The organism is Roseibium sp. JB4-4 (genome assembly GCF_055693425.1).
Genome location: NZ_CM146333.1, coordinates 3,033,910 through 3,060,463, shown reverse-complemented (window position 1 = coordinate 3,060,463; position 26,554 = coordinate 3,033,910). Strand labels below are relative to the sequence as shown.

The window sequence follows — 26,554 nt, the reverse complement described above, 5'->3', positions numbered from 1 at the left end:
GGGCACAGACTTGGAAATGCATGGTCAATGTGCGCTTCGGGGCGGAAAGGACTGGCACCCAGAAAATCTGCAGGTCTTGAATGGGCTCTAACTAGAGGTTTACCGCACAAGAAACAAACGACGGCTTTGCGTCCCCAATTCGGTCGTTTGCGGATTCGGGAGATTATCCCGAAAGTTGACCTATGTTGCAGCTCGAGCAAATGTCCGGAAAATGACTAGTACGATTGCGCATTCGATTGACCTCTAGAAAATTTCAAACCTATGGTTTTGTTAATGGCAAAACTTTGCTTGGCATGAGGAAAGCATGGCTAAGGAACTAGACTCTGATCGCGCCGTCAAAAATAGCGACGATGATCTATTCGGATTTGTCGGCATTGCTGAGCGTCTTGCTCCTTTAGTAGTGGAGGCTTCGAAGGGGGACGGAATGGTCATCGGCCTAGAAGGTCGTTGGGGCTCTGGTAAAACGTCTTTGCTTAACTTCTTGCGAGCAGAACTGACTTCAGCACAAGAAAGAAGAAGATAAACATACAATTCAAAACCGGTCCGAATTTATCAAAATTCATCTAGGTAGTCTGTTTTTGTGAGCGACGGCGAGAAAGAGGGTTTCAGGGGTGTTCGCGAGCTAATGTGCTGCCGCTGACCCGACGCCCGTGTCCAAGCTTTGGAGTGGCTGAAATGGGGCCGAGAGGGGACAGTCTGGTTTTGGCTGTCGACTGACGAAACTTGCCATTCGCCCTGCGTCGGTCAGACGGGAGCAAGAGCTGTGCCCGTCGGCACGCTGACCTCGAACCAAACATATACATCTGCCACTGATAATCCGTGCCACGAGTTTCGGAGCCGTTAATCGTCAACTTAGTAGCAAATACACACTTTTGTCCTCGCGCAGTTCTTTTCGCCGAAGAGCACGCAAACCCTATCCCTTAGCTCAGAGATTATGACAAAGAGATCCCAGCTTTTCCAGCGCTGACCAACATGCATCAGTTTCGATCGACGCGATTCATGCAACACTTTCAAGCTTTCCTCGAATGCTTGGCCCGATGTCTCTCGTCGCTCATGGTTCTGTGGCCCGACGGCCCAGGATCATGAACAACAGTCGAATGACAGCCTTGCCAAGGTATACAGGATGGAAAATGCGAAGGAAAAGGATCATGATTAACGAAAATAACCAACAAAATTGGCTCAACCGAAAGGCGCCAACTCTTTCAGAACACCGTTTTGCCATCGGACAATGTGTCAGAATGAAGAACGCCCCCCGATGACGTCCTCAAGTCGTGGCGTATCCTTCCGCATTACCGCGTTGATGCCCTGCATCGGTGACACACCGCAATACCGGATCCGCAATGATCTGGAGTTGCACGAACATATGGTCACCCAGGACAACCTCGAACCCGTGGCGATTGCCGAAGCAACCCAGGGCAACGCGCTTGTAATCAAAAAACGATTTACCAAAGGTAAGGCTTTGCGCGTTGCAAGGCAGAAAGCCCAAGCTCTCGCGAATTCCAGTGGTGCGTGAATGTCTATATAGGAGACTGACAATGTCAGAGATCAAGCTGACGAAAGTTGAAGTGCGGCCCTGTGGCCAGCTTCTGTATTATGTTCGCGTGAACACTGCGGCTGGCAAGCTTGAATTACCTGTCGCCATCATGGAACAGGGATCTGACGCCTCGAACGAAACGAAAGTTCTTCAATCTTCGCTCAATATTGCGGAAGAATTGGAGGGCTCAATTAGGTCTCATCTCGAACCATAGCCGCAATCGATCTCCTCAAAAAACGGCCGACGCCATGAGGGGTCGGCGAACGAGAAGCTTGATCACACTGGCAGCAAAAAGTAGAAAAATCGGAAGTATTTGGTTAGTCGAACCCACCAGGTAGCCAAAAATCGCACCTTCAAGATCTTTGCACGTGCCGCCCGCCGTGTGGAATTGCCGGCATTTGTTATTGTCATTTGATCCAGTGCGTCTTTTGCGTTCATGTCCTGCATCAGATTGCCGCCAATTGTTGCCGGGCTGCCGGTAAAGACGTGGTAAATCGTCCAGGAGCCGTCAGCTTCGACACGCTTGCCATATTCACAGTGCATGGAATCCTGCGCAAGTGCTCCTCCCTCGCCGTCCCAATTTTCAAGCGCGCGGTTCATGAAATTGAACGGATCGGGAGAAGGCACCGAAATGGGTGCAGGTTCGGACTGTTTCCAATTGGGTAGTCCCGACTTTTCGGTCGAAACCGACTTGGTCATTGCTTGCTCTCTGTCATGTCACTGACCAATTCGCCGCCGCTATCCGGCTGGCGGCGGTCCGGTTTCCCGACTTTAGCCTGCATACCCCTCAAGAACTTGAAGAGATCACTGTCCGTCGACAAGACAAGGGTCGTTCCAGAGGATATCATGTCCTTGTAGGCCTGCATTGTCCGGGTAAACTCGTAGAATTCCGCGGCTTGCACGGTTGTGTTGTAGGCCCGGGCGTAAATGTCGGCAGCGGCTGCATCGGCCACTCCACGGATTTCCTCCACCTCCCGATAGGCTTCGGACTGGATCTTGTTCAGATCGCGCACACGGTTACCGCGAATACGTGCGGCCTCGCCGTTGCCCTCCGACAAGAAGCGCTCGGCGATCTGCCGGCGTTCCGAGACCATCCGGTCGTAAATTTTTGGCCGGACGCTCTCGTTGTAATTGATGCGCTTGAACCGGATGTCGAGCAGCGCAATTCCGAAGACGCGGACCTTCTCGGCCGCTGCCTCGAATATTTCCCTCTCGACAAGTTCCCGACCTTTCTGGATGGGAACAAGCGACCCGATATCCTGCGCAAGTTCCTCGTCCGTAAGGAGTGTGTCTCGCAAGGGGGTACGCCCTCTTGTCGTCCGGATGATCTCGATCAGCTCGTGCTTTGCAACCGCATTGCGTGTCTCGCTGCCCAAAATGTCGTCGAGCCGGGACTGGGCGCTTCGTTCGTCGCGAAGTCGGAGAAAGTATTGCAAAGGGTCGGTGATCTTCCAGCGGGCGAACAGGTCGACGGAAATATACAGCTTGTCTTTTGTTGGCATGTCGGAAGGGTTGCCATCCCATTCCAGAACCCGGCGATCAATCCGGTTGACGTCCTGAACGAAGGGAAGTTTCAGTTTGAGACCCGACGTGGTAACCGGTTCTCCCACAGGCTTACCGAACTGGGTGATGATTGCCTGTTCAATTTCGCCAACGGTGTAAATGGCAGTGGAGGCTGACACAACGGCAACGGCTCCAATCCCGGCAAGAAGTCCCCATACGATCTTCATGGCCGGTTTTCCTTTTGACGGTCGAGATTGAGAAGCGGCAGGATGCTGCCGGTTGATCCGTCAACGATGATCTTCGATTCGATACCGGGCATCACATCCTGAAGGGTTTCGATGTAGATCCGCCGGCGGGTTACATCCGGTGCTTTCAGATATTCGGTCAAGAGCGCAGTAAAGCGCGACGCGTCGCCTTCGGCCTCGTTGATCCTTTTCAACCGATAGCCATCCGCCTCACGAATACGCTGGTCCTTTTCGCCTTCCGCCAGCGGGATGACCTTGTTGTATTCCCGGCGGGCCTCGTTGATCAGACGCTCCTTTTCCTGCTGCGCCTGGTTGACTTCATTGAACGAGGACTGGACGGGCTCAGGTGGGTTGATGTTCTTGAGCTGAACCTGGTCGATGCTGATGCCCATGGCGTATTTCGTGGCCAGAGCCTGCATCTTCAGGAGTGCTTCGCTTTCGATTTCCTGCCGGCCGATCGTGATGACTTCGTCGACAGTGCGGTCACCAACCACTTCGCGCATGACGGATTCCGAAACATAGCGAAGCGTGGCGGCGGGCTCTCGCACCTCGAACAGAAACTTGACCGGATCCGAAATACGATATTGAACCACCCATTCGACCAACGCCGCATTCAGGTCGCCGGTAACCATCTCGGTCTCGCGCCGGCCGTCGGTGGGACTTTGATAGGGATCGTTGCCACCTGGCGTGGTGAAGCCGAATTCCTGCTTCAATTGACGCTTGACCGGGACAATCGTCGCTGTGTCGATCCCGAGGGGGAACTTGAAATGTAGCCCGGGCGGGACTTCCGCGACGAACTTTCCGAAACGCTGAATGACTGCTACGGAGTCACTGGGTACGGTGTAGTAGGATGACCAGAGCCCGTAAGCGGCAAAGCTAAGTGCGCCGGCGACCAAAAGTCCGCGGCCCGAGGGAAAGCCACCCGGTAAAATGCCACCGAAGCGCTGGCGACCATGCCGCAGAAAAGTGTCGATATCCGATGAACGGTCTCCCGGCCCCGTGCCCCAAGGACCCGAACCGGGAGGACTTTTGTTTTCCAATGTCATGACAGCTCTTTCCCGAGAATCACTTGCGCGCCGGCTGATCGGGACGGATTGCTCTCGTTCTTCAAAGTGAATTGTCAGGCGTTCGGCATCGCCCGGCTGATCGCCGAGACAGGCTTTGCTGCCGAAAAGTGCCGTCATACCCGGTCGAGATACGTGGCCTGGCTTTGCTCTTATTCCGGCTCGTTCACGAAAACCCGCATGCCTTCATTTTCCGCCGCCTGGATGGCAAAAGTCTCCCTTCGGCCATTTCGCTGCTTACGGCGAAAAAGTCCTTAAGTGTGAGATCTTCCTTCACGTAGAAAGCAACGGTATCCGCTGCGGCATGGTCTTGATGTTGGAGATTCTCTGCGAACATCGAACCAAGTGTACTTTCTGGCATGATGAGCGCTCCCGCTCACGATTTGTCGAGTTCGAGTGCGGCCAGGCAGGCTTGCGCCAAATCTCGGTCGGAGCTATCCGAACCAGGAACCGTCGCCCATCCAGTTTCCATGAGCGCATTCCTTCGCTGGTATGCAGAGGTTTTACGAATCTTCGCCAGCTTCGTGGCGCGTTCTGCGTCGGTGCGGGATAGGTTGACGCAAACCGGCACGAGCGCTGCAATTACTTTGTCTTGTGACAGCCTGTTCGCCATCTGTGTCGCGTTTCCACCGGTTACCCAGCCGCCCCAGGAAAATCCCACCGCGCTCACGGCAATTGCGCCGATCACGACGCCGAGCGCAACAGGTTTCAGCCATTCGGGAATGTTCATTTCAAGTCCTCCGCAGGAGCTGCCTTGCTGTTTTGTCTGTCATCGTTGGCGGCCCGGTCTCGGTTGAGCACGGCTTCCAGATCGTTTCCGGAGATTTCCCGCATCACGGTCTTCCCCTTGCCAGCAACGATCAGATACGTCGCCGTCTTTCGGTATCCGAGGAAATTCATATCCTGAAGAAGTTCTTCTTCGACAAGGACTTCGTAGTCTCCGGCAGGCAGGACTTCCGATTGCCTATTTAAAGAGAAGGGGTGGAAGAACTTCACCGTCGATCTGGTCGATCGGGTGTTCATGGCAATATCCGCCGTTTTTAATTGGTTGTGCTTCAATCAAGCTTCCAGAATCGTCTTGGTCGATGATTTCATAGGAAGGCGAGACTGTTTTAAAGAATTTAGATGGACCCGGCCGGTCGTGTGCTGATCGAAGTTAGTCTCAATTGGAAATCTCGGTCCAAACCTCGAAATTTCCTAAAGTATTTTCGCCAAAGGTTTGTGTAAGCGGGACATCGGCAGCATCCCTTCCGCGGCCAATCAGAAACCGTGCGATGCGGCGTTGGTTGTTGCGCGGATCGAAGATCCACCATCGGTTTGCCAGGAAGACTTCCATCCAGGCTGCGAAATCACACGGGGTATGCGGTTCCGGCTCGCCGATATCACTCAGGTATCCCGTGCAATAGCGGGCCGGGATGTTCATGCATCGACAGAAGCTGATCGCAAGGTGGGTGAAGTCACGGCAAACACCCCGCCCTTCGGTCAGGGTTTCGGACGCCGTTCGGGTTGCGCGTGCATGCTCATAGCCGAAGGTCACCTGCTGATGCACATAGTCACAGATAGCCTGAACCCTGGCCCAGCCTGTCTTTGTTTCTCCGAACAGCCGCCAAGATTCTTGCGACAGCAAATCAGTATCGCAATAGCGGCTGCCCAATAGAAACACGAGTGCGTCGGATGGAAGATCTTGTACAGAGTGCTGATACGCAGCAGGAAAAAACCGATCTTTCTTTCCATGATCAAAAAAGATGCCTTGCGTCGCCATTCTGAAGGCGCCGGCCGGCGCTGTCAGCCTGGAACACCAGTTCCCAAAAACATCCTTGTAGCTCTCGATCGGCACGCAAGGAGTAGTTGTCAAAAAATCCAGTTGCTCGAGGTCGCAATAGTGTGTTGCATCAACGTTGAGCATCGCAATTATCGGTGTGGATTTCGGAAACTTGAAATCAAGACGGCAACCCAGGCTGATCCGTATATCACCCTTTCTTTCCCGTCTTGAGCATTCCAAACGGCCAGAAGACGACAGACCCTTCCTCATTTGAGTGAAAGCCTGGCCAGAGCGGCAGCCGTCCTAGCGTGTTCCGATTTCTGATAGTCCCCGAGAAAGGCGCCATCAACCCTTACTTCCCATATCCCATTTCTTTCCCGGACCTGCACCCGATCCTGCTCAGTCTCCGGAGGAAGCATATGGACTGAAGCAAGCACCAGTTTTCTCGGATGCTTGGAGGCCCTTTCAGTTTTTGTAACGCTCGATATTGGAAGGGCACTGGTTTCCCCGAGGTTTATGACCGCGCGCATGAATTCTTCGGCATAATCGTCAACGTCTCTATAGTCTTGTTCGCGGCGCGCCATCGAATTGGTGTCGACAAAGCGTGTCTTGAGGTGTTTGACAAACCGGGGCTCAGAGCAGGACATATACGCTATCAGAGATTGTAAAATTCTCTCGTGTGCTAGGACCCGCCTCTCGAGATCTGTGGAATCCGACTTGGGTCCGTCCCTCTTCAATTTCTTCTCCATAGCCGCAGTACTCCTTCGCATGTAAGCGCACGTCACGTTCAAAGCCTGCGAGCAAATGCTTCGGCAGGCACGTAGACACTTGAAAACAGGCTCGGCACTAATGAACCCCTTTCCAACGCGTGACTATTTGAGGTAACTTCGTTTTTCGGGGCAAGCGTTGCGAGTCCGCTTATGAGATTGGCCCGCCTGTTGTCGCAGTCTTTGTCAATGCCTTTAAAGGCGTGTCAAGAAATTGACCGAGTACCCGACCGCTCCGCTCATCCTACTTGGAGCCTTGGGGAAACATCCTGATCGAAGTTAGTGCTTGGAGTTTTTTCGTTCCGATGCGGTTAAGATTGTGACCTGCGGATTTACTATCTTGCTTACAAGTTTTTTTCGGGCCAACAAAATCAAGGAAAAGATTGACAAGAACGGCGGCATCTTTTGCACCTAGTTCTTTCCGGTCGCATTCCAAAGAAATTGGTCGGCCAGAAATAGGCATCGCGCAAGTATGAGTTTACTTCAGCAATGGCCCGTTTTGGTCTAGATATTCAGGATCGAACCCCGCAAATTCGACCAGGCGGTCACGATCGTGGAACGTCACCTTGCCGTTTCGAAACGTGACCAATCCGCTTTCACGCAATTGCCGTAAAACACGATTGACGTGCACGGCGCTCAGTCCCAAAGCATCGGCGAGGTGATACTGTGTCAAAGGACAGTCGTAGCCACTCTGGCTACCCATGCCAATCAGAGCCAATCTCGAGCCAAGCTCCAGCAAAAAATGGGCCATACGCCCGTCCGCGTCACGCCGTCCGAGGCCAACGAGGTGTTCGACCACCATGGCTTCGTCCCGTGACGCGGCCCACAATACTGCGGCCGCCAAGCGAGGGAACCTTGCAAACGCGTCAAGGAGATCGTTAGCATGAACTTCGACCGCCTGAATATCGGTGATCGGTTCAAAGCTGTGGTCCGAGGTGCGAAGCAGAACGCTGCGCAACCCAAGAAAGTCGCCAGGTATCTGGACGTCGACAATCTGGCGTGTCCCGTCAGATTGCGTCTTGTAAGAACATACCCATCCTGAAACCAGTATATAGGCAGCCTGCCTGGACTGTCCCTGATGCACAAGATCTCGACCCGCGACGAATGTTCTGCGGCGCTGGTGTAGTTGCTCCAAGACTACAAGCTCATCAACGGACAAAGCGACAAATGCGGAAAGTTTGCGTTTGAGCGGACTTGTTTCGATGGTGTTCAATGGTGCCTCCAGCATCGGTGGATATTATCCCGCAATCCCGGCACTTGGACTGCTTTCGATCAGTACAAGATAACACAAACTCTGCGAGGCTGATGATATTCCACAGGTTCGCAATCGCTGCGGACTTCTTCCCAAGGAAAGGAATGCCGACAATGCCCGATCCAAAGGACCTTTCAGGAATGGCGGCTCTCTCCATTTGTGAGGCTCTTCTGCTCGCCATAAATGATCATGCAATTCTTCCTGAACACGAGATCGTGGGAATATTGCGCGATGCCGCCGCTTCACACGAAAATTCGGTTACTCCCGAATCTGACAGGGAAATGCACCTTGCGGTAGCCAAACTGATCAATCGGATTATTGCTGGCGGAAACTCGGTTCGAAGGCCCTAACCTGACCCTAGCCCTGGCCTGCGGGTGGCCTAGCCATCCTCGACACGAAAAGTGCGCCTTGAGGCATCATTTCTCCGGCGAAGACAGCAACTGACATGACCAGTTCAAATGGCACTAGCCTTCCTCAAGAAATTGCCGATCGCTTCACGAAAACATTCGCAAGGTTTCTGAAAATCGAGGCGGCGGCAGGTGGACTGTTGCTTCTTGCTTTGCTGCTCGCACTTTCCCTGGCCAACTCGCCCTGGGCTCTGTCTTTCGAGGCCTTTTGGGAAACACCGATTGGTCTCCATTACGGATCGCTGGATTTCACCCGTTCGCTGCGGCACTGGGTCAACGATGGACTGATGACGTTCTTTTTCTTTGTGATTTCCCTGGAACTCAAACGAGAAATCGTTCTCGGAGAATTGAGGAACCCAAGACAGGCTGCGTTACCATTTGCAGCTGCGCTCGGAGGAATGATCGTACCGGTCTCGATCTATTTGGCGTTGATCGCCGGGAACCCGGGGATACACGGTTGGGGAACCGTCATGGCCACCGATACGGCATTCGCTATCGGGTGCCTCGCACTCTTCGGTCGGCGCATACCACCAACTCTCCGGCTCTTTCTGTTGTCGCTAGCCATTTTTGACGATGTCGGAGCCATCGTTGTGGTGGCTGTGTTTTACGGAGAAGCATTTAACTGGATTGCTATAGGGGCGGCGCTACTGGGATTTGGTCTGGTGGTCGGCATTGCCCGCCTCGGTATAAGAAGCATGCCCATATATTTTCTGGCGGGCGGCGCAATCTGGTTGTGCGTCGATACTTCTGGCATTCATGCAACGATTACAGGTGTTGTTCTTGGCTTAATGACACCAACCCAAAATTGGGTGAGCGATACGCGCCTTCGGGCAATTCTCGAGCAGGTGCTCGCCTATCCAGGAGGCGAACACTGGAGCGGAGACACTCCAGAACGGCATGATCTTCGTGAGGCTGGCCGGGCGGTTTCAGAAACCCTTTCTCCGGTTGAGAGGCTCGAATTGGCGCTGCATCCATGGGTAGGGTTTGCTGTCATGCCGATCTTCGCTCTGGCAAATGCCGGGATTTCGATCGACAAGGCCGATATTGGTCAGCAAATTTCGTTGGCGATTGTCGCAGGATTGGTGCTCGGCAAGCCCCTCGGCGTTTTCAGTTTCAGCTGGGCGGCCGTTCGTTTGGGTATTGCGGTGAGACACCCTGATCTGTCATGGCCGTTCTTGACAGCTGGAGCATTTCTCGCCGGCATCGGCTTCACCATGTCGCTCTTCATCGCCAACCTGGCTTTTGATAGGGATCTTATAGGGGCTGCAAAGCTCGGAATTTTTACGGGATCCGCAGTCTCTGCAATTATAGGTTTACTCGCGCTCTTGTGGCTGGTTACGCACTCTGAGTTCCGCCGAAGCGGGGAAACCGGGGAAGTGTGAAAATATACAACACCAACAAAGTCTTTTCGACCGACCGAACCGGACTCAATCAAGTACTATTGTGTCCGGTTCCGCATTGAAACGTTGTAATTGACAGGTCCGGTTGTCTGCCGGCAGTGTTCAAGTCTCCTTGAATTCTAGCTGAAACGCTATTCATCTGGACGAGATCGTCATGGACTTCTTATTTCTGATTTTCGCCGAGGGTTCTGGAGCGACCAGCAACCGTGAATTCTGACTTGGAACATGGAGGTCGCGGCGGTCCTCTACTTCAGCAAGCCTCCAGGAACGGTTCGGATGGGATTTCCAGGGCACTGAAAACCACATCACCCATAACGGTAAATCGTTTCAGATACGGCCAAACAACACGAGTACGACGACGGTCAGAACAGCACCAAGCAGACTTAACCCGGAATGGCCGAAGCTAAAGTCACGCCCATCGATACGGTCTCTGAAACCGCCCATAAGAATTATGACAAGCAGAATAATGAGGATCAGGCCGAGTGACATGGTGGTTTCTCCTGAGGGAGGCAATATCGCGTCTCGCGACAGGTCCTGCTGATCTGAACTGCGGTGACCGGACAGCTCAATGTCTTAGCAACGCTCCGGATGCACAATTTTGCTCACTTTCCTTCGATGGAAATGCGATTCTGGCCGATCTCGATATCGATCCTGCGCTGGCGTTCATTTTAGTATGGGCAGCAGCTCATCATGCCCATACATCAACCGGAACAGCTAGGACCGGAGCGGATTTGGCGTGTCATGGGTTGAGCCGGCCCTCGTCGCGATATGTGCCGTGCTCCGTTCGACGTTTCCCGATACCGCGGCGTCCAATGAATTCCCGGTCGGCATTCCAACTTCAATCATCAATCACTGTATGATGCACTTCGACTGACATTTCTCCCAGAGCGCTCCCGGTTCCCGTAAAACTGCCGGCGACCGGGACGACCTGATGAATACCGCGGGCGACGGCCAAGGGGATCAGATTTTTCGATCCGACACTTTGGTTCGTGGGATCGAAAGCGACCCATCCCGCACCTGGTACAAAGACTTCCGTCCAGGCATGGGTGGAACCCGTGCCTTCATGCCCCACGAGACACCTTTCAGGATCGTACAGGTAGCCGGAGACGATGCGCGCTCCGAAACCGAGGCTTCGCACAGCCTCCGCGAACAGGACTGCAATGTCGCGACATGCCCCTGATCCGCGCGATAGTGTGTCCAGAGGCGTCTGCGTTCCCTGCATCTCGCGGCTTAGATAGGCAATCCCGGTCGAGATGTCCCTCAACAGGGACAAGGTATCGGTTGGACGTCCAAGGACAAAACCCTCGGCCCATCTGGATAGTCGGCCGTCAAGGTCGGCATATTGAGGTGTTGCAAGCGCTCCTAGATCGGTAACGTCGTCATCGGAATAGAAAAACGGGTAGTTGATGGCCTCGGCAGCAATGGTGAGTACCGGCCAGGCTGAAGCGGTCAACTCAACTGTTGCCCGACTTTCGATGAGCAATTGTCGAGTTGGTGCGCTGAACCGGGCAGTCGCGACAGCATTGCCCGCGACATCATGAGCCCAGGTGATCTCTGCCTCTGGCGACACCGTCAAGTCGTGCGAAATGAGCCGCAGGTCTCGCGCTTCACGCGGCCGCAGCATCATCCGGTGCGGTCCAAGCAAGACCGGTTGCAGATAGCGATAGGTGGTCACGTGACATGTGCTCAACGTGGTCATGAGGTTCTTTCTGATGTTTGAAGCAAGAAGGGCGCACGCCCACAGTGTTCTGCCGGCAAACTGATGCTGACACCGGGTAGACGGGAGGGCACGTTCTCTTTTCGCAGCCGTCTTTTAACCCGGCTCTGTCACACGGTAGGTGTCTTTCGCTCGACATGACTGAGGCCAAGGAACAGATCGTGAGAGGTACCGTCGAGCGGCAGAAACACCTCCGGCCCCGCTGCGATATCCTGCCCGTCAAGCCGGGCCTCGGCATCTTCTGTGTGGACTACCCGAATTTCGCACAAGGTATCCGCTACTTTCAGACGAGCAGAAAAGCCTGGCCAGTCCGCCGGGATGTTGGGTGCCACGCGCAGGCGATTGCCCTCACGGGTAATGCCGAGGATCCCCTCGATCGCTGCACGGTGCATCCAGGCGGCTGAGCCGGTGTACCAGCTCCAACCACCGCGGCCGATATGCGGCGCAACGGAATAGACGTCGGCTGCGACGGCATAAGCTTCGGTCTTGTAACGCTGTGCGGCATCTGCCGTTCTCGAGTGATTGATAGGATTGACTAGCGAGAATAGCTCGGCAGCACGATCGCCGCGTCCCAGCCTCGCCCAGGCGAGGATCGCCCACATCGCGGCATGGCTGTACTGCCCGCCATTTTCGCGCAGGCCTGGTGGGTAAGCGGCGATATATCCCGGATCGCGGTTCCCGGGCGTGGGGTCCGTGCCGAATGGTGGGGTGAACAACAGAGACAGCCCGTCGGCGCGGTCTACAAGAAGGCGGTCGAAGGCTTCCATCGCACGATTTGCGCGCACGGGATCAGCCTTTCCCGACAGCACCGCCCAGCTTTGCACGATCGAGTCGATACGGCAGGTGCGCGCAGATGCCGTGCCGAGCCAGGTGCCATCGTCGAAAGTCGCCCGGCGATACCAGTCCCCATCCCATCCATTTTTCTCTATGGACTGGCGCAAGGCTTCGGCCCTCGTTCGCCAACGTCGTGCAATCTCCGGGTCGCGCGGCTCGGCCAGCGGAATGAAAGCCTTCAGTGCCTGCAGCAGAAGCCAGCCTAACCAGATGCTTTCACCATGGCCTTCGGCGCCAACGCGATTCATGCCGTCGTTCCAGTCGCCTGTGCCGATCAGTGGCAGACCAAACGGGCTGGTCAGCGTCAGGGCGCGGTCCAGCCCGAGCACGCAGTGTGTGAATAGCGACGCGTCGTCGCCTGCTTCGTCGGGCAGGAAGAAGGCTTCATGTTCGCTCTCGCAAAGGCGGTGCCCCTCCAGAAATGGTACACGTTCGTCGAGCACCGCTGCATCGCCCGTGCTGGCAACATAGGCGGCAACCGCGTGACCGAGCCAGACACAATCATCCGAAATACGCGTGCGTACGCCCTGTCCGGAATGCGGCAGCCACCAATGCTGCACGTCGCCCTCGGGGAATTGACGTGCGGCGGCACGCAGCAAGTGGGCTCGGGTATGCTCGGGCCGCGTCAACGTGAGCGCCATGTTGTCCTGCAGCTGGTCCCGGAAGCCATAGGCACCGCTCGCCTGATAGAAGGCCGCCCGCGCCTCGATCCGGCAAGCAAGAGTCTGATAGGGCAACCAGCCGTTGACCATGATGTCCATCGCCCGGTCAGGTGTCTCTATCTGGAGTGCGCCCAGAGTTTCGGTCCAATATTTTTGAACTTCCGCCAGCATCTTGAGCGGATCTGAAGAGCGAAGGCGCCGGACCAGCGCACCAACTGTCGCCGCATCAGTGCATTGGCCGAGCAAATGCAAAACCTCGACGCTTTCACCAGGGGCAAGCACAACAGCCTTCATTTGCGCAAGGCAGGGGTCGAACCCGGCACCAAGCCGGCCCGAAAGAGTTGGCTGGCGGTGAAGCGCTGCGGGGGCAGCTACGCTCCCACCCAGTCCGAGAAACTCCGTGCGATCGCCTGTCCAGCTTTCAACACCCGCCCCTGGGCCGTAAAGGCCGGTGAACATAACACGGCCTGGAAAAGTGGTGTTCCAGGGATTGCATACCAGCAGGGCTCCGGTCGCTCCATCACGTGAACTAATTAGAAAAGGCGCAGAGGCGGCACGCGACACTCCCATCACCGGTTCGCTATAGGCGGCAACGCTCAGATGACGCGGCTTCTGGCCGGTATTCTTCAGACGTAGCACCGAGACCCGTACCGGGTCTTGGCGAGGCACGAATTGCACCAGGTCACAGGCAATGCCGTCCGCCTGATGTTCGAACTTGCTGTAACCGAACCCATGCCGCACGATATACAGCCCGGTTTCTTCTCCGGCCCCGTCCCTTGTCCTGCGCAGCGGACGGCTGGTCGGCGAGATCAGCGTGCCGTTGTCGTCGTCTCGGATATAAAAGGCCTCGCCCGCCGGATCTGCCACAGCATCGTTGGACCAGGGTGTCAATTGGTTGTCACGGCTGTTTTCGGCCCACATGAAACCACTCCCGCTCGCCGATACCTGGAACCCGAAACCGGGATTGGCAATAACGTTGATCCAGGGAGCTGGGGTCGTGTCGTTCGGGCCGAGCAGGATTACGTACTCCCGCCCGTCCTGGTCAAATCCGCCAGTGCCGTTGAAGAATTCCAGACTTTCACCAGCGGCCAGCAGATCTGCTGGACTATCGAGAACTGCGGATTTGTCGGTTGTCCTCGAAGTGGTGCGCCCGGCCGGTTCCGGAAGTATTTCTGCCAGTCTCTCTTCGGCAAGGAAAAGGTCGGTATCCTTCTGCGCCATGACAAGCTGATCACCAATTTTGCCGCGACGTGCCAAAAGAACCACCCTTGCGGCTGCCAGAAGCTGCGCGCGAGCCTCCGGTGCGATCAAATCGGAGCGAAGTGTGAACACCGCTCCCCGCACACGCTGTTCGCCGCTGCGTGGCCTGGAGTGGCTGCTGCGCAGGGCAGTGTCTATTGCCGTCTGCAGGTCCTTCACATAGGAGGCAGGGTTTTCATTGAGAATAACCAGGTCCACGGACAGTTGTTTGCCAAGCCAGTATTCATGAGCTTGGAGCAACGCGCGGACCTGTCCGATGTCTGCCGGATCGTCGATGCGCAGCAAAACGATAGGTAGATCCCCAGAAATTGCCAGCGGCCACAAGCCCGATTGCCGTCCGGACCCTTTTGCCAAAACAGCCGCAGGTGGCCGGAACCTGATGTCGTGATAAAGGATCGGCGCCGCGAGACGCTGGAAATCAGCGGCTTCATCCGGCGAAATGCCGAGATGACGCAATTGCACTTGAGCCTGGGTCCATGCCAGCGTTCGAGCACGGTCATAGGCATTGCTGTCATGATGACGATCGATCAGGTCGATCAGCGCCTCTCGGCTATCTGCGGCAACCATCCAGACCATCAGACGTGCAGTATCTCCCGGCGAGATGCGTAGCCGGTTGCGCAAGGCGAAGACTGGATCGAGCACTGTTCCGGTGTGGCCCGCCAACGGGCCGGGGTGAGTTATGGCGCGGGGCCGAGCCTGTTCCTGGTCGCGGCCGAGTGCCGTGGCTCGGTCGGTGTCATATTGCAAGGGGGCGATTGTCTCGCCTTCCACTCTCATGAACTGTGCGGCCCAAATCTCCGGCTCGTCCGGACTACGACGGCGACGCCATGCAATCAACGCATCGTATTCGGGTAGGAAGTCGGTCTGCACGAACATCCGTGAGAAAGCGGGATGAGCTGTTTCAGAGGCAGGGGTCGCCAGCGTCAATTCGACATAGGAAGTTACATCCAGCTCGCAAGCACCGCGCCCCGAATTGGTGATGGACAGGCGGCGCACCTCTGCATCGGCCTCACCGGAGACGAGGATGTCGAGCACCGTGTCAAGCCGCCCCGTTTGGGCAGTGAAGGTCGTGTGGTCTTCAAAAAACTGTACGGCCTGGTCGGACGTCGTCGCCCCTTCCTGACAGGGGCCAAAGCTCTGCACCGTCCCGTCCGAAATGTCCCGCAGGTGCAGTAAAGCGCCTTGATGGTCACGTGTCGCATCCTCTCCCCAGCGGGTCAGTGCGATGTCTCCCCAACGGCTATAACTTCCTCCCGTCGCGGTCAACATGACAGCATAATGCCCGTTCGACATCAGATGGCTGACGGGCAGACCGCTCGGACAACATGAGATCCGCCGCCCTCGCTCCACTTCCGAAGGTTGCATGAGGTTCTTCGCCGGCTCTTCGAGAGGTGGAAGTGTGCGGGCGATATCGCGCGGCAACCGCTCATGTAGCAGCAGTTCGCTGGCATGGATCATCGGCTCGCGGTGGAAGCGCGCGCGCATCTGCCCGTCAGTCAATGCATTGGCAATAGCCGCGATGGTCATTCCCTGATGATGGGCCATATAGCTTTGCACAACCGACAAACGCTGGCCGGGCAGCACCCGGGCGGAGGTGAAATCCAATGCTTCATAGAAGCCAAAGACCCCAAGTCCACCTAACCCTTCGATCGCGTCGTAATTCCTCCGCGCAGCGGCAGGATCGAGCATCGCGGCAAGACCAGTCGCATAGGGCGCGATCACAAGATCGCCGGCAAGGCCGCGTTTCAACCCCAGTCCGGGAACGCCGAAAGAGGAGTATTGGTAGATGAATTCCAAATCCCGCGCATTGAAACCGGATTCGGAGATACCCCAGGGAACACTTTGAGCCTTGCCATAGGCGATCTGGCGTGCGACGGCCAATCGGCAGGTGCGTCCGAGCTGACTACCTTCGGGTTCGCGCATCACCAGCTCAGGCATCAGGTATTCGAACATCGATCCAGCCCATGAAACAAGCGCTGTGCCGCCACGAACCGCAGTCGAGGCACGGCTCAGCCGGAACCAATGGCGTGGAGGGATATCTTGTTTGGCAATGGCTAATAGGCTCGCCAGACGGGCCTCGGACGCCAGGAGGTCGTAGCAAGCCGGGTCGAGCGCGTTTTCGTGCACCGAATAGCCTATTGAGAGCAGTTTGCGCTCTGGGTTCAGCAGAAAGGCGAAATCCATCTCCATCGCCAATCTGCGCGCGGTTTCGCCGAGCTGTCGCAGGTGCCTGGCGAGATCGGATCGGTCGATGCCAAAGCCAACCGCGTCTGCGGCCATTTCGTTCAGACTGTCGCGCAACAGTGACAGCCAGGATCGTGCGCTCGCATCTGACAGGTTGCTGGCCCCTGTGGAGTTTTCTGCTTCGGTGGCGAGGTGTTGTAAGGCGGACCAGTCGATCTCGGATTGTGCCAGGCTATCTCGTAATGACCGCATCGTGGCAGGGAAGCTAGAATCTGGCAGTACGCCGGCCCGAACTGCGTCGATCTCGACCAAGTCCAACAGATCGGCGAGACCGCTGCGACGGCGTCGCAGATCCGCGGCAGGCGCCTCCGCCCACTCTTCACACGCATTGGCAAGCGCGATCAGATGTCCAGCAAGATTTCCGCTGTCCACCGACGAGATGTAGGGAGGGTCAAGGACCCGGCCATCCTGCGTGCTGTACCAGTTGTAGAAATGTCCATTGAGACGCGGCAACGTTTCCATCGAATCAAGAGTCGCGGAGACCCGCTCGGCAACCTGTTTAAGGCTGATCCAGCCGAAGTCGCGCGCAGCCACTGTTGCCAGAAGATAGAGCCCGATATTGGTGGGAGAGGTGCGGTGGGCAATCGAAGGACTGGGATTTTCCTGAAAATTGTCTGGCGGCAAATGGCAGTCTTCCGTGGTGACGAATGTCTCGAAATAGCGCCAGGTCCGGCGGGCAATCAGACGTAGCGCCTGTGCGTCCTGAGGTGTCAACGTTGCTTCGGGTCCTGGCTTGGGAATTTCGCTCACGCGCAAGGCGATGAAAGGCGCAGCAAGCCAGAGCCCGGCGAAAGGCAGGATCAGCGGCAGCGAAGCCGGGGCGGCAAAGGCGGTCAACCCGGCCAGGGCCAGTCCCAGTGTGGTGCCAGGCGCCATGGCCCGCGTGAAGCCGCCCAGATCCAGGCGCGGGGCCGCGGCGAGAGAGGCGGCGGTGGTCCATTGCAGCAAGTGCCGACGGGAGACCAGCAGTCGCCACAGTGTACGTGTGATGGCATCGAGCGAACGCCAGCTGGCATCGGCAAGAAAAGCTGCCGCAAGCCCGGTCTGAAGCAACGCCAGCGCCAGATCTTCGCGCATCAGACGCAGATGTGTTCGAAGATGTAGTCCGGCACGATGCGGCACTGCTGAAACCGCCGCATGAAGGAACGACGGCAGCATCAGGATCGCCAATACCAGCGCGGTTATCAGAATGGCAGCCGGACCGGGTAGCAGCCAACCCAGTGCCAGCGTGCCCAGGGTCGCCGGCGCCAGAAGCGAGCGCCGCAGCGTGTCCAGAACCTTGAGCCGCCCAAGTGCACCCAGCCCGCCGTGCGGTCCCAGCCAGGGCAACAGCTGCCAATCGCCCCGGCACCAGCGATGGATACGGCGTGCCGCAAGGTCCTGCCGATCAGGAAAGGTTTCAACGAGCTCGACGTCTGAGGCTAGTCCGGCTCGAGCGAAAATTCCCTCCAGCAAATCATGGCTCAACAAGGTGTTTTCAGGAACGCGCCCGGCCATCACCGTCTCGAATGCGTCAAGATCGTAAATGCCCTTGCCGGTGAAGCACCCTTCACCGAAGAGATCCTGATAGATGTCTGACGCAGCTGCGGCATAGGGGTCCATTCCGCCTGGCCCGGATGTGGCATTCTGAAAGGCTGTACCACTGCGCGCAGCCGGCAGGGCAGGAGTGACGCGAGGTTGCAGGATCGCATGACCCGCGCCTACCCGGCGCAAGACGGGGTCGATAACAGGGCGGCTTAACGGGTGTGCCATCTTGCCGACCAGCCGTCGCACCGTGTCGCGTGGCATCCGTGTATCGGAATCCAGCGTCAATACATACCGGACGTCAGGAGGGACGACTGGGATGCCGCCATCAGGGGTACGGTAGTCGGTGTCCGTGGCACCGCGCAGCAGGCGGTTCAGTTCCTGCAGTTTGCCGCGCTTGCGTTCCCATCCCATCCAGAGTTTCTCAACCGGATTATACCGGCGCTGGCGATGCAGATGCAAAAAGCGCACGCCCGACGGGGCCGAACCATAGAGCTGGTTCAGCCTGGCGATTTCCTTGTCGATCAGTGTCACAAGTGCCGCATCGCCCGGCATGTTCTGGTGAGGGGTGTCCACGCCATCGGTGAGAAGCGCGAAAGTGACATCTCCTTTTGTACCTGACAGATAATGAACTTCCAGTCCTTCGATCTGCGTGCGCATATCGCTGACATTTGTCAGGAGTGTCGGCACGACGACTAAAGTGCGCAGCGAGGCTGGAATCCCGTCTTCGAGCGCCAAACCCGGCAGCGCGGTGGCAGGGACTGTCCAACCGAGCAGGCGATCGACAAGAATTTGCGAAACAGTACTTGCAGGGATCAGGGCTACGACGGCCCACAGGATCAGAAACGCTCCCGAAACGGGGGCGTTGGCGAGACCTGTAACCGCCCAGAGGCCAAGCACGAGCAAGCCAAGGGCGACGCCAATGATGCTGCCGGCGTAACCTGAAAGACTGGGGTGAAAGTGAAGCCAGGGCCGCCAGGCTCGCCGAAAACCGATTTGGCGCTCAAAGGTGATCCGCCCTTCTGCAAACAGATGCCAGCCGGGATCGCCTCGGCGCCGACAAAGTGCGTTGGAGAGAGACGTTGCAGCCATCTCTGACGCTCTGCCTGCGGCCTCGAGCGCCAACCCTGCCACCTCGATTTCGCTGCGATCACAGTGCCGGGCAAGATCCTCGATGGCCGTTCTATAGAGATTGCGGCTGGCGAAATCCATTGCGGCAAACCCCGCGTATTCCCGCAGCTTCGCATCGACGAGGCTGACACTCTCGAACAGATCCGGCCAGTCCATCTCGGAAATTGTGCGCAGACTCGTGATGACGTTTCGCACCGAGACGTTGGAAGCGCCCTGACGTTCCTGTGAATGGTGCACAACAAGATCAATATCGCTGCCCTGCGCCGCCAAACGCTCCTCGAGCCAGCCGATAGCCGGAGTGATGAGCGGATCGCAATCTCGAAGCCGCTTGGCCAGTTGAGCCGCAAAGACTTCGGACATGCGCCCATTCAGGCCAGCTTCTAAGTAGGCTAGTGGGTGGGTTTGCGTGTTCCCTGCGCCGAGAACACGGTCTGCAAGCTGGTCAGCCTCATGGCGTCTTTTGTGACCCATGCGGATCTGGTCGGAGAGGCGCCGGAGATTTTCCAGAAGAACGAGGCGCAGCGTGATTGGAATCGCCCAGAGTTCGCCGATGGTCAGGGGCTGCACCTGTTGGTAGGCGCGGATAAATCTGGATAGCATCACCGCATCGAGGTGGCTGTCCGTGTGTGCCACATAGGTCCAGACCAGTCCGAAGACTCGCGGATAGCCTCGAAACGCGCCATCTGAGAGCTTTGGCAGCGTTCGGTAGTAACTGGCCGGCAGATCGGTGCGGCTTTCGCCGATTTGCGCCGCGACCTGGTGATAGTTATCCAGAAGCCACTGAGCAGCAGGCACGATCGGGTGACCGGCTGCAAGTTCAAGATTGCAGGCCTTGTGCGTGGCCGACAAGGCAATTGCATTTTCTTCCAGCCGGCGCTGCAACGACACGACACGTGGTGGTTTAAGGGTGACGTCTTGTTGTTCTGCCAGACTCGCCGCATGCTGTTCCAGACGTTCGGCCCCGAACATCTCTGCACGTACAGGATTGATATCGTTCCAAGGGGCTTTGCTTGCCCGTCGAAGCGGCAACCAACCGGGAAACCCGACGATCATCAGGAACCTCCGATGCTAATTTTGGCCGAACATCGAGCAGAGAAATGGCGGTGCTGCATGCAAGATGCCGCCGGAGGAAATTTACAGGCCGCAGCAAAGCCTATTCACGATCAAGGATCTGTCCGCGCAAGCCCTATTGGCAGCAGCGTTCAATGCCCGGTTAGATTGGCAATTGTCCTGCCACAAAGCCAGTTCAGGCAATTTTTGCCTTCGGTTTCGTCTCGAAGGTCAACTCCTTGTTGAAAGAAGTTGGCGGGACAGGCGTGGTCTTTTTCCGTTTCGGCTTTCTGTCTTCTCTGCCACGGCGGCTTTTGCCCTTTGCCATTTCGTTTTCCTGTGCTCGCGTCTGAAGGCCATTTTCCGGCGTGTTTAAGCGCTTCGGATAGTGTTCCGATCAGTTGATTTTGTCTTTGACAGCTCAACCTCGATGCTTCGGCAGGTTTTTCAATTCGACCTTGCTCATCTTGGTGTGAGCAAGGACTTTTCCGTTTTCATCGCGCATGAAGTCGATGCGTGACACATCAAGGGCAACTTGCTTGACCCCGATTCCGAAAAAGCCGCCAACTTCAATGACCGCCCTTGCATACTGACCGGTGCCGAGCATTTCGGAGACATTGCCCATCACTTTATCATCGGGTCCGTAGATATCGGTGCCCTTGACGTTAGCCGCAATGATCTCGCCGGCCTGAAGCGGCTCATGTGATGAATGGTCCATGGGACCTCCTGGGTGTAGCTGGAGTGCGCGATAGGCGCCAGGCCCGATCAGAGTTGCCAGACAGGTAAAAGTGACTTGTCAGTAGCTGTTTGGTGCCGGGTTTAATGGCGTCGCCCATCTTTGAAGCTGTGTGACAACATAGCAGCAGCGGTGGCGATGCATGCTGATGTGGGTTAGCGTGTCGTCACATTTCCGGCTAATCCGCAGCCAGATATTCAGTTGCGGGTCTCTGAACCGTGTCGGCGGTGGTGATGCAAACTTTTGACCGTCGTTTATGTAGAGATCGACGAAAACCACCCCGGTTTCCGGCTGGCCAACTGCAGCGGCTCGATTGTTGCCCTGAATACTTCCGGTAGGATATTCTGGCACAGTCGGGCGTCCTGAGCAGTTAACCAATGCATCGCTGAATTCGGCCAATGTCAACAGCTCACAAGGCGCGTGACCTAACAGCAACTTTAAGAATATCGCGAAATTGATCTAAGGGTCGTTTTTTGGGGCACCCACATCGATCCAAAGCTTGCGGATTTTGTCGGCTTCCAGGCCGCGACATTTCAGTTCGAACGACTGGTATGGGGACGCGAAGCGGTCGTTCGTCAGCAGCGCCCTGACCAATAGGGCACTGGTCTTTTCAAAGAACGTGTTTCGATACGGCCTCATGTCGCAATTCTGCCGGCGGATGAGAGCGCTGTATCCACGCGCTGAAAGTGTCGCTCTGTTGTTCTTCCATCTTCGAGAAGTCGTCTAGAATTTCAGAAAGTCGGTTTCCCTCAATAAGACGGGCGGCAAATCGGTCGGCCTCGTACTCGGTGAACCTCGATATCGAATTGATGAGCATCTCAGCGACCTTGGCCGGGATGCATAGGACTGTTGTTCCGGCGGTGAACAGCAAACCGACGAAGGGGATCCGGTTGAGTGTTCTGTTGGCAAGTTCAGCACCGAAATTGATGGGTAGATTGAGATAGTGTTGCATCATTTGGATCCGAGTATCCCAATTGCGTAAGTGTCCGATTTCATGGGCGATGACACCGCTGAGGCGCTCAATCCCAGAAGCTGTGTCCCCATACTTGAGCAATAGCCCTTTGGTGAACACGACCCGATTGTGGGCATAGGCAAAAGCATTGAGCTCCCCGCTGTCCTGTATCCGCCAAACCAGCCTGGGAAGCCTGATCCCCGTCGCGACAGACCGCGCTTGCAGAACCGCCTCGACTTCGCCAATCAATGTCTTTTCCCGCTCAGAAGGGCGCCTTGTTGCGAAAATCACATCGAAATTTCCTGCGGCGACGGATGGGACCTTGGCGACGAATACAGCCGGCAGAACCGCCAATCCAAATGCCATTGAAAAGACCTGCCAGTCTTCAAGCGGAATACGGCCAAAAAAGAGGGACAAAGGAATCACCAAGATACAGTACGTGAGCATCACCATGCAAAAGGCTGACATTGCGATGGCAGTCAACGAGACGGCTCGAACGAGCTCGATTGCTGCAATTCTCGCGACAATTTTCATCATGGGAATTCCCAAATTCTTCGGCTGCATATTCGCGCATTGAGTGTTGTGCTTAAGCTTTCAATCAGATGCTGAATGATGTTTCAACAAGGATTTCAACTCGAGTTTGGGCCAGGTCGATGAAGCTCTCGGTATCTGCAATAATGGCTATTCTGCTACGGTTATGCTGCCTCCAAACAGGCTGCTTGAGCGACTTCCTGGTGTGCACTCGCTGGCAGTCTGCTCAGGAAATACGACAAACAATCCTGCTCTTTGTCGGAGCCACCTTCCGGGGGCCAACGCCCTGGAAGCTGGTACCCGGATGAGCCGTCAACGCTGGTTGCGAGATTGAACCGCGCCAGGTCTGGCAGGGTCTTTTCGGCAAGCCAGGCATTCCATTCATTGACCTGCCTAGTCCGGGCTGTTGGAAGGACGACGACGGGAATGGAGCGGCGAGAGACGGCCTTGGCGCGCACCTCACGCGCGTTAGGTTTTATATTTTTTCTTTCTCTAAGTTTGGTGGACAGATTTGACCGCGTTTGCCGGACACGTCTGACCGCCTTTCGGGACAGATCTGTCCGCCTTCAGACGGGGTAAGGGGGGCAGATTTGTCCGTCTTTTCTCGAAGCTCGGAGGCCTTTAGGATCGAGGCGTCGGTAGGGCAATACTCCGTATTGTGCCCGACGCCATTCCCGCGTTGAACGCTGAGCCATCCACCGATTTCCAGATCCCGGATGGCGCGTTGGATGGATTTGACACTCTTGCCGGTTGCCTCGGCAATGGTCTTGTAGGACGGCCACGCCTTCTCGGTGTGGCCGTTCACATGTGCGGTTACGATATAGAGCGCTACGCACTTGGCATTGTCGTTGATATTGGCATCACAGCTCAGCAGTCTTAGCCATTGAAGCTTCACTTCCCGGAACGGGCGGCGCTCGCTCATGCATGCCTCCTTGCCGGAAGGCAGGCAAGGCGAGTGCATTTGCCCCTCCAACTTTCAGAGAAGCGCTGTACGGGATTTGTACGAGCACAACTCGAAAATCGCCGGAAAACACTTGCAAAAATTTGCAGTGCCTGAACTTCTCTTTTGAGAGCGCTCCGTAACTTACTGAAATTATTGATTTTTTTGGCGCACCCGACAGGATTCGAACCTGTGACCTCTGCCTTCGGAGGGCAGCGCTCTATCCAGCTGAGCTACGGGTGCTGCTCGGCCATGCATTGAGAATGGCACGGCGGATAGACGCGTCTGATACTCGATCCGGGGACCCGGGGCAATGGCTTTCTGCTATTTTGGACAGGAATTCTGGCGGCTCGCAAGGCGCCTGGGCTTTGGCATTGCCGAAACTGTAATCGTGCTTTGAAGACCATGGCTGCTCTGGTTCGGGAGCAAAGTTTACAACAAAAATGTCGCCGGGGTGATAGAGCAGAGCTTCGACTGCGTATTGTTTGGTAACCACCTCAATTGTCGCAGGTTCCGATGAACGAAACGCCCAATTGCCGTAAGCTTGTGCTGATCCTTGGAGATCAGCTGTCGCACGATATGTCCAGCTTGAAGCGGGCCGAGCGGAAGCAGGATCAAGTGCTTATGGTCGAGGTGATGGAAGAGGCGACTTATGTCCGTCATCACAAGAAGAAGATCGCATTCCTGTTCTCCGCCATGCGCCATTTTGCGCAAGAGCTGCGCGATGCAGGCTGGGCGGTCGATTATGTCGAACTGGATGCGCCAGGCAACACAGGCAGTTTCAAGGGAGAGATTAAAAGGGCGGCTCAGCGTCTGAGCCCGGAAGGAGTTCTGCTGACCGAGCCCGGAGAATGGCGTGTGATGGAAGGCATGCGCAGCTGGCAGGATGATCTCGGTCTGCCGGTGGAGATCCTTTCAGATCAGCGGTTTATGTGTTCACCTGCAGAGTTTCGCGCCTGGGCAACAGGGCGAAAGCAGTTGCGCATGGAAAACTTTTATCAGGACATGCGCCGCAAAACCGGACTGCTAATGGACGGGCAAAAGCCCGTGGGAGGCAAGTGGAACTTCGATGCGGAGAACCGCAAGCCGGCGAAAGCGGACCTTTTCATGCCCTCGCCGAGACGGGTAGCGCCAGACAAAATCACCAAAGAGGTTCTTGATCTGGTTGCAAACCGTTTTGCCGATCATTTCGGATCGCTCGATCCGTTCTGGTTCGCGGTAACGAGACAGGATGCCGAGGCGGCGTTCGAGGAGTTCCTTGAGACATCGCTTGCAAATTTCGGCACCTATCAGGATGCAATGCTACAAGGCGAAAAATTTCTCTATCACGCCGTCATCTCAGCCTACCTGAATGCCGGGCTTCTTGATGCTCTGACGCTCTGCAGGAAGGTCGAGACGGCCTACCTGGAAGGCAAGGCGCCCTTGAATGCCGTGGAGGGGTTTATCCGGCAGATCCTGGGTTGGCGCGAATACGTCCGGGGCATCTATTGGCTGAAAATGCCGGACTATGCGACCAAGAACGCATTGGAAGCCCACCGGCCCTTGCCGGACTTTTACTGGACGGGAAAAACGCGGATGAAGTGTGTCGCGGAAGCCGTCACGCAAACGCTTGAGGAAGCCTATGCGCATCACATACAGCGGTTGATGGTGACAGGAAACTTCGCGTTGCTTGCCGGTGTTGATCCAGGCGAAGTTCATGAATGGTACCTGATGGTCTACGCGGATGCATATGAATGGGTCGAGCTACCGAATACCATCGGTATGAGCCAGTATGCTGATGGCGGCTTGCTGGCCTCCAAGCCGTACATCTCGAGCGGCAACTACATCAACAAGATGTCGGACTATTGCGGGGTCTGTTCTTACGATGTCAATCAAAGGACGGGTGAGGGGGCTTGTCCGTTCAACGCGCTCTATTGGCATTTTCTCGACAGGAACGAAACTCACCTTCGAAACAATCCACGACTTGGGCAGCCTTACGCGACCTGGCGGAAAATGGCACCTGAAAAACAGGACCAATACCGCTCCAGTGCCGAAGCCATTTTAGGCCGGCTCGACCAGCAGGGGGAGGTATGATGTTCCCCGCATATGCAGGTTGCAGATGCGTTGATTTCAAGTGCGTCCGGTAGGTGGCCAGCAGACTTTTCAAATTGTTGAGATGTAAAACAAAAAAAACGCGCAGCCATAAGACTGCGCGAATAAAGTTACTGTGCACGTGGCCCCATCGACCACGGCGGCAACTCTAGCGACATCTTTATTGATTGTCATTACCGTAAAATATTTTATTTTTTGATTCACTGTAATGCGACTGATCGTTATTCATACTGAGTCAGTTGTGAAAGTATCGTGTCACTAAATAGTCTCTTTAAATACAGAGGCTTACTACAGAGAAATTCGAAAAATTCCGCATGTGTAGTTTGCTGAAGCCGGCCGATTGATCGCAAATTATCGGCAAAACTGCTTAGTGTTTTTAGCGACTTGCTTCGGTCCGTCCGAGACATGCACCTTCGTAATTCCTTTGCGGATGAAGCCGAGCTTTTTTGCGGCCGCATAGGTCACATCAATCACACGGCCTTTGGAATAAGGTCCCCGGTCGTTGATCCGGACGGTAACCGATTTTCCGTTGGAGAGATTGGTCACCTCAACCATGGTTCCAAATGGCAATGTGCGATGCGCTGCCGTGAGGCCGTTTGGGTTGGCGGGCTCACCGCTGGCTGTGGTGCCGCCCAATTTGTACCAGGAGGCCTTGCCGCACTGGGTAAAGTTATCATTGGACGCAAAGGCGGCTGATCCTGCCGTTGCCAGCATGGTTGCGCAAAGACCTGCCCGCACCAGGCTCTTGAGAGCGCTGTGTGTATGCATGGTTGAATCCTGTCGGTTCTTGGCCAGCTCCTGGCCACAAATTGACGAAACTGTGATGGCGACGCCTAACATTCCGTCACGGCACGAATAGGTCGCGGATGTGAAAAAATTGTGGCGTGAATTCAACGATAAAATGAAAATTGAAGAAAAGTTTGCTAAAATTTTAGTTAATATTGAATG

General features: G+C 55.9%; 23 protein-coding genes and 1 tRNA gene. 6 read left to right on the top strand and 18 right to left on the bottom strand.

The genetic code is table 11. The features are described 5' to 3' along the window. Window positions 1–304 precede the first annotated feature (304 nt). From ACZ1HV_RS14310 to ACZ1HV_RS14300, 3 genes are all read left to right on the top strand, one after another. Entirely contained in the window at window positions 305–523 is a 219-nt protein-coding gene (locus ACZ1HV_RS14310; RefSeq protein ID WP_472715528.1) for a P-loop NTPase fold protein, read from the top strand. Between the two features lie 732 nt (window positions 524–1,255). After that, window positions 1,256–1,513, top strand: coding sequence for a hypothetical protein (locus ACZ1HV_RS14305; RefSeq protein ID WP_472715527.1), 258 nt, complete (start codon window positions 1,256–1,258; stop codon window positions 1,511–1,513). A gap of 22 nt (window positions 1,514–1,535) precedes the next feature. After that, window positions 1,536–1,748: a hypothetical protein gene (locus tag ACZ1HV_RS14300; RefSeq protein WP_298815578.1), complete on the top strand. Its 213-nt coding sequence runs from the start codon at window positions 1,536–1,538 to the stop codon at window positions 1,746–1,748. A gap of 62 nt (window positions 1,749–1,810) precedes the next feature. On the opposite strand, the gene ACZ1HV_RS14295 is transcribed toward ACZ1HV_RS14300, so the two are convergent. The 9 genes from ACZ1HV_RS14295 to ACZ1HV_RS14255 form a co-directional block, all read right to left on the bottom strand. Beyond that, a complete protein-coding gene (locus tag ACZ1HV_RS14295; RefSeq protein WP_298963305.1) occupies window positions 1,811–2,233 on the bottom strand; it encodes a hypothetical protein in 423 nt (140 codons plus the stop codon). Then, a complete protein-coding gene (gene hflC, locus ACZ1HV_RS14290) occupies window positions 2,230–3,264 on the bottom strand; it encodes a protease modulator HflC (RefSeq protein WP_472715526.1) in 1,035 nt (344 codons plus the stop codon). The genes ACZ1HV_RS14295 and hflC overlap by 4 nt, the downstream gene beginning before the upstream one ends. Beyond that, complete coding sequence (gene hflK / locus ACZ1HV_RS14285; RefSeq protein ID WP_298815581.1) at window positions 3,261–4,466, bottom strand: FtsH protease activity modulator HflK; 1,206 nt, start codon at window positions 4,464–4,466, stop codon at window positions 3,261–3,263. The genes hflC and hflK overlap by 4 nt, the downstream gene beginning before the upstream one ends. 46 nt (window positions 4,467–4,512) lie before the next feature. Further along, window positions 4,513–4,707, bottom strand: a complete 195-nt coding sequence (locus ACZ1HV_RS14280; protein WP_472715525.1) for a hypothetical protein — start codon at window positions 4,705–4,707, stop codon at window positions 4,513–4,515. 15 nt (window positions 4,708–4,722) lie between these two features. Continuing rightward, a complete protein-coding gene (locus tag ACZ1HV_RS14275; RefSeq protein WP_298815583.1) occupies window positions 4,723–5,076 on the bottom strand; it encodes a hypothetical protein in 354 nt (117 codons plus the stop codon). Continuing rightward, the gene (locus ACZ1HV_RS14270) at window positions 5,073–5,369 is read right to left on the bottom strand and encodes a hypothetical protein (protein ID WP_298815584.1); all 297 of its coding nucleotides are present in this window, start codon (window positions 5,367–5,369) and stop codon (window positions 5,073–5,075) included. The genes ACZ1HV_RS14275 and ACZ1HV_RS14270 overlap by 4 nt, the downstream gene beginning before the upstream one ends. A 139-nt stretch (window positions 5,370–5,508) precedes the next feature. Continuing rightward, window positions 5,509–6,315, bottom strand: a complete 807-nt coding sequence (locus tag ACZ1HV_RS14265; RefSeq protein WP_281926601.1) for a transglutaminase-like domain-containing protein — start codon at window positions 6,313–6,315, stop codon at window positions 5,509–5,511. 59 nt (window positions 6,316–6,374) lie between these two features. Continuing rightward, entirely contained in the window at window positions 6,375–6,857 is a 483-nt protein-coding gene (locus ACZ1HV_RS14260) for a hypothetical protein (protein WP_298815585.1), read from the bottom strand. 496 nt (window positions 6,858–7,353) lie between these two features. After that, window positions 7,354–8,088 (bottom strand): Crp/Fnr family transcriptional regulator, encoded by a 735-nt coding sequence (locus tag ACZ1HV_RS14255; RefSeq protein ID WP_472715524.1) that lies wholly within the window; start codon window positions 8,086–8,088, stop codon window positions 7,354–7,356. Between the two features lie 152 nt (window positions 8,089–8,240). On the opposite strand from ACZ1HV_RS14255, the gene ACZ1HV_RS14250 reads away from it, so the two are divergent. Next, window positions 8,241–8,477, top strand: coding sequence for a hypothetical protein (locus ACZ1HV_RS14250; RefSeq protein ID WP_298815587.1), 237 nt, complete (start codon window positions 8,241–8,243; stop codon window positions 8,475–8,477). Window positions 8,478–8,572: 95 nt separating this feature from the next. Next, on the top strand, window positions 8,573–9,916 hold the full coding sequence (gene nhaA, locus ACZ1HV_RS14245) for a Na+/H+ antiporter NhaA (RefSeq protein WP_298963299.1): 1,344 nt from the start codon (window positions 8,573–8,575) through the stop codon (window positions 9,914–9,916). A gap of 345 nt (window positions 9,917–10,261) precedes the next feature. Here the strand turns inward: nhaA and ACZ1HV_RS14240 are convergent, their stop codons facing one another. The 8 genes from ACZ1HV_RS14240 to ACZ1HV_RS14205 form a co-directional block, all read right to left on the bottom strand. Further along, the gene (locus ACZ1HV_RS14240) at window positions 10,262–10,423 is read right to left on the bottom strand and encodes a DUF3309 family protein (RefSeq protein ID WP_282044575.1); all 162 of its coding nucleotides are present in this window, start codon (window positions 10,421–10,423) and stop codon (window positions 10,262–10,264) included. A 349-nt stretch (window positions 10,424–10,772) separates the two neighbouring features. After that, window positions 10,773–11,633, bottom strand: a complete 861-nt coding sequence (locus ACZ1HV_RS14235; protein WP_298815589.1) for a transglutaminase family protein — start codon at window positions 11,631–11,633, stop codon at window positions 10,773–10,775. A gap of 128 nt (window positions 11,634–11,761) precedes the next feature. After that, entirely contained in the window at window positions 11,762–20,359 is an 8,598-nt protein-coding gene (locus tag ACZ1HV_RS14230; RefSeq protein WP_472715523.1) for a GH36-type glycosyl hydrolase domain-containing protein, read from the bottom strand. Window positions 20,360–20,777: 418 nt separating this feature from the next. Then, window positions 20,778–21,074 (bottom strand): PRC-barrel domain-containing protein, encoded by a 297-nt coding sequence (locus ACZ1HV_RS14225; RefSeq protein WP_281926577.1) that lies wholly within the window; start codon window positions 21,072–21,074, stop codon window positions 20,778–20,780. A 628-nt stretch (window positions 21,075–21,702) separates the two neighbouring features. Continuing rightward, window positions 21,703–22,581 (bottom strand): M48 family metalloprotease, encoded by an 879-nt coding sequence (locus ACZ1HV_RS14220; RefSeq protein ID WP_472715522.1) that lies wholly within the window; start codon window positions 22,579–22,581, stop codon window positions 21,703–21,705. Window positions 22,582–22,739: 158 nt separating this feature from the next. Further along, window positions 22,740–23,033, bottom strand: a complete 294-nt coding sequence (locus ACZ1HV_RS14215) for a hypothetical protein (RefSeq protein WP_472715521.1) — start codon at window positions 23,031–23,033, stop codon at window positions 22,740–22,742. 17 nt (window positions 23,034–23,050) lie between these two features. After that, window positions 23,051–23,497, bottom strand: coding sequence for a helix-turn-helix domain-containing protein (locus ACZ1HV_RS14210; protein WP_472715520.1), 447 nt, complete (start codon window positions 23,495–23,497; stop codon window positions 23,051–23,053). A gap of 184 nt (window positions 23,498–23,681) precedes the next feature. After that, a tRNA-Arg gene (locus ACZ1HV_RS14205) sits at window positions 23,682–23,758 on the bottom strand. A gap of 273 nt (window positions 23,759–24,031) precedes the next feature. Here ACZ1HV_RS14205 and ACZ1HV_RS14200 point away from each other — a divergent pair. Continuing rightward, on the top strand, window positions 24,032–25,588 hold the full coding sequence (locus tag ACZ1HV_RS14200; protein WP_472715519.1) for a cryptochrome/photolyase family protein: 1,557 nt from the start codon (window positions 24,032–24,034) through the stop codon (window positions 25,586–25,588). A gap of 369 nt (window positions 25,589–25,957) precedes the next feature. On the opposite strand, the gene ACZ1HV_RS14195 is transcribed toward ACZ1HV_RS14200, so the two are convergent. Next, the gene (locus ACZ1HV_RS14195) at window positions 25,958–26,374 is read right to left on the bottom strand and encodes a septal ring lytic transglycosylase RlpA family protein (RefSeq protein WP_472715518.1); all 417 of its coding nucleotides are present in this window, start codon (window positions 26,372–26,374) and stop codon (window positions 25,958–25,960) included. Window positions 26,375–26,554 lie beyond the last annotated feature (180 nt).

Bases quoted from the DNA above. Each gene is read 5' to 3' on its own strand.
- ACZ1HV_RS14275 (WP_298815583.1), bottom strand. From the start codon at position 5,076: ATGAACATTCCCGAATGGCTGAAACCTGTTGCGCTCGGCGTCGTGATC.
- ACZ1HV_RS14280 (WP_472715525.1), bottom strand. From the start codon at position 4,707: ATGCCAGAAAGTACACTTGGTTCGATGTTCGCAGAGAATCTCCAACAT.
- ACZ1HV_RS14195 (WP_472715518.1), bottom strand. From the start codon at position 26,374: ATGCATACACACAGCGCTCTCAAGAGCCTGGTGCGGGCAGGTCTTTGC.
- ACZ1HV_RS14300 (WP_298815578.1), top strand. From the start codon at position 1,536: ATGTCAGAGATCAAGCTGACGAAAGTTGAAGTGCGGCCCTGTGGCCAG.
- nhaA (WP_298963299.1), top strand. From the start codon at position 8,573: ATGACCAGTTCAAATGGCACTAGCCTTCCTCAAGAAATTGCCGATCGC.
- ACZ1HV_RS14250 (WP_298815587.1), top strand. From the start codon at position 8,241: ATGCCCGATCCAAAGGACCTTTCAGGAATGGCGGCTCTCTCCATTTGT.
- ACZ1HV_RS14235 (WP_298815589.1), bottom strand. From the start codon at position 11,633: ATGACCACGTTGAGCACATGTCACGTGACCACCTATCGCTATCTGCAA.
- ACZ1HV_RS14295 (WP_298963305.1), bottom strand. From the start codon at position 2,233: ATGACCAAGTCGGTTTCGACCGAAAAGTCGGGACTACCCAATTGGAAA.
- hflC (WP_472715526.1), bottom strand. From the start codon at position 3,264: ATGAAGATCGTATGGGGACTTCTTGCCGGGATTGGAGCCGTTGCCGTT.
- ACZ1HV_RS14305 (WP_472715527.1), top strand. From the start codon at position 1,256: ATGACGTCCTCAAGTCGTGGCGTATCCTTCCGCATTACCGCGTTGATG.
- ACZ1HV_RS14225 (WP_281926577.1), bottom strand. From the start codon at position 21,074: ATGGACCATTCATCACATGAGCCGCTTCAGGCCGGCGAGATCATTGCG.
- ACZ1HV_RS14260 (WP_298815585.1), bottom strand. From the start codon at position 6,857: ATGGAGAAGAAATTGAAGAGGGACGGACCCAAGTCGGATTCCACAGAT.
- ACZ1HV_RS14200 (WP_472715519.1), top strand. From the start codon at position 24,032: ATGAACGAAACGCCCAATTGCCGTAAGCTTGTGCTGATCCTTGGAGAT.
- ACZ1HV_RS14220 (WP_472715522.1), bottom strand. From the start codon at position 22,581: ATGATGAAAATTGTCGCGAGAATTGCAGCAATCGAGCTCGTTCGAGCC.
- ACZ1HV_RS14240 (WP_282044575.1), bottom strand. From the start codon at position 10,423: ATGTCACTCGGCCTGATCCTCATTATTCTGCTTGTCATAATTCTTATG.
- ACZ1HV_RS14210 (WP_472715520.1), bottom strand. From the start codon at position 23,497: ATGAGCGAGCGCCGCCCGTTCCGGGAAGTGAAGCTTCAATGGCTAAGA.
- ACZ1HV_RS14230 (WP_472715523.1), bottom strand. From the start codon at position 20,359: ATGATCGTCGGGTTTCCCGGTTGGTTGCCGCTTCGACGGGCAAGCAAA.
- ACZ1HV_RS14270 (WP_298815584.1), bottom strand. From the start codon at position 5,369: ATGAACACCCGATCGACCAGATCGACGGTGAAGTTCTTCCACCCCTTC.
- hflK (WP_298815581.1), bottom strand. From the start codon at position 4,466: ATGACGGCACTTTTCGGCAGCAAAGCCTGTCTCGGCGATCAGCCGGGC.
- ACZ1HV_RS14310 (WP_472715528.1), top strand. From the start codon at position 305: ATGGCTAAGGAACTAGACTCTGATCGCGCCGTCAAAAATAGCGACGAT.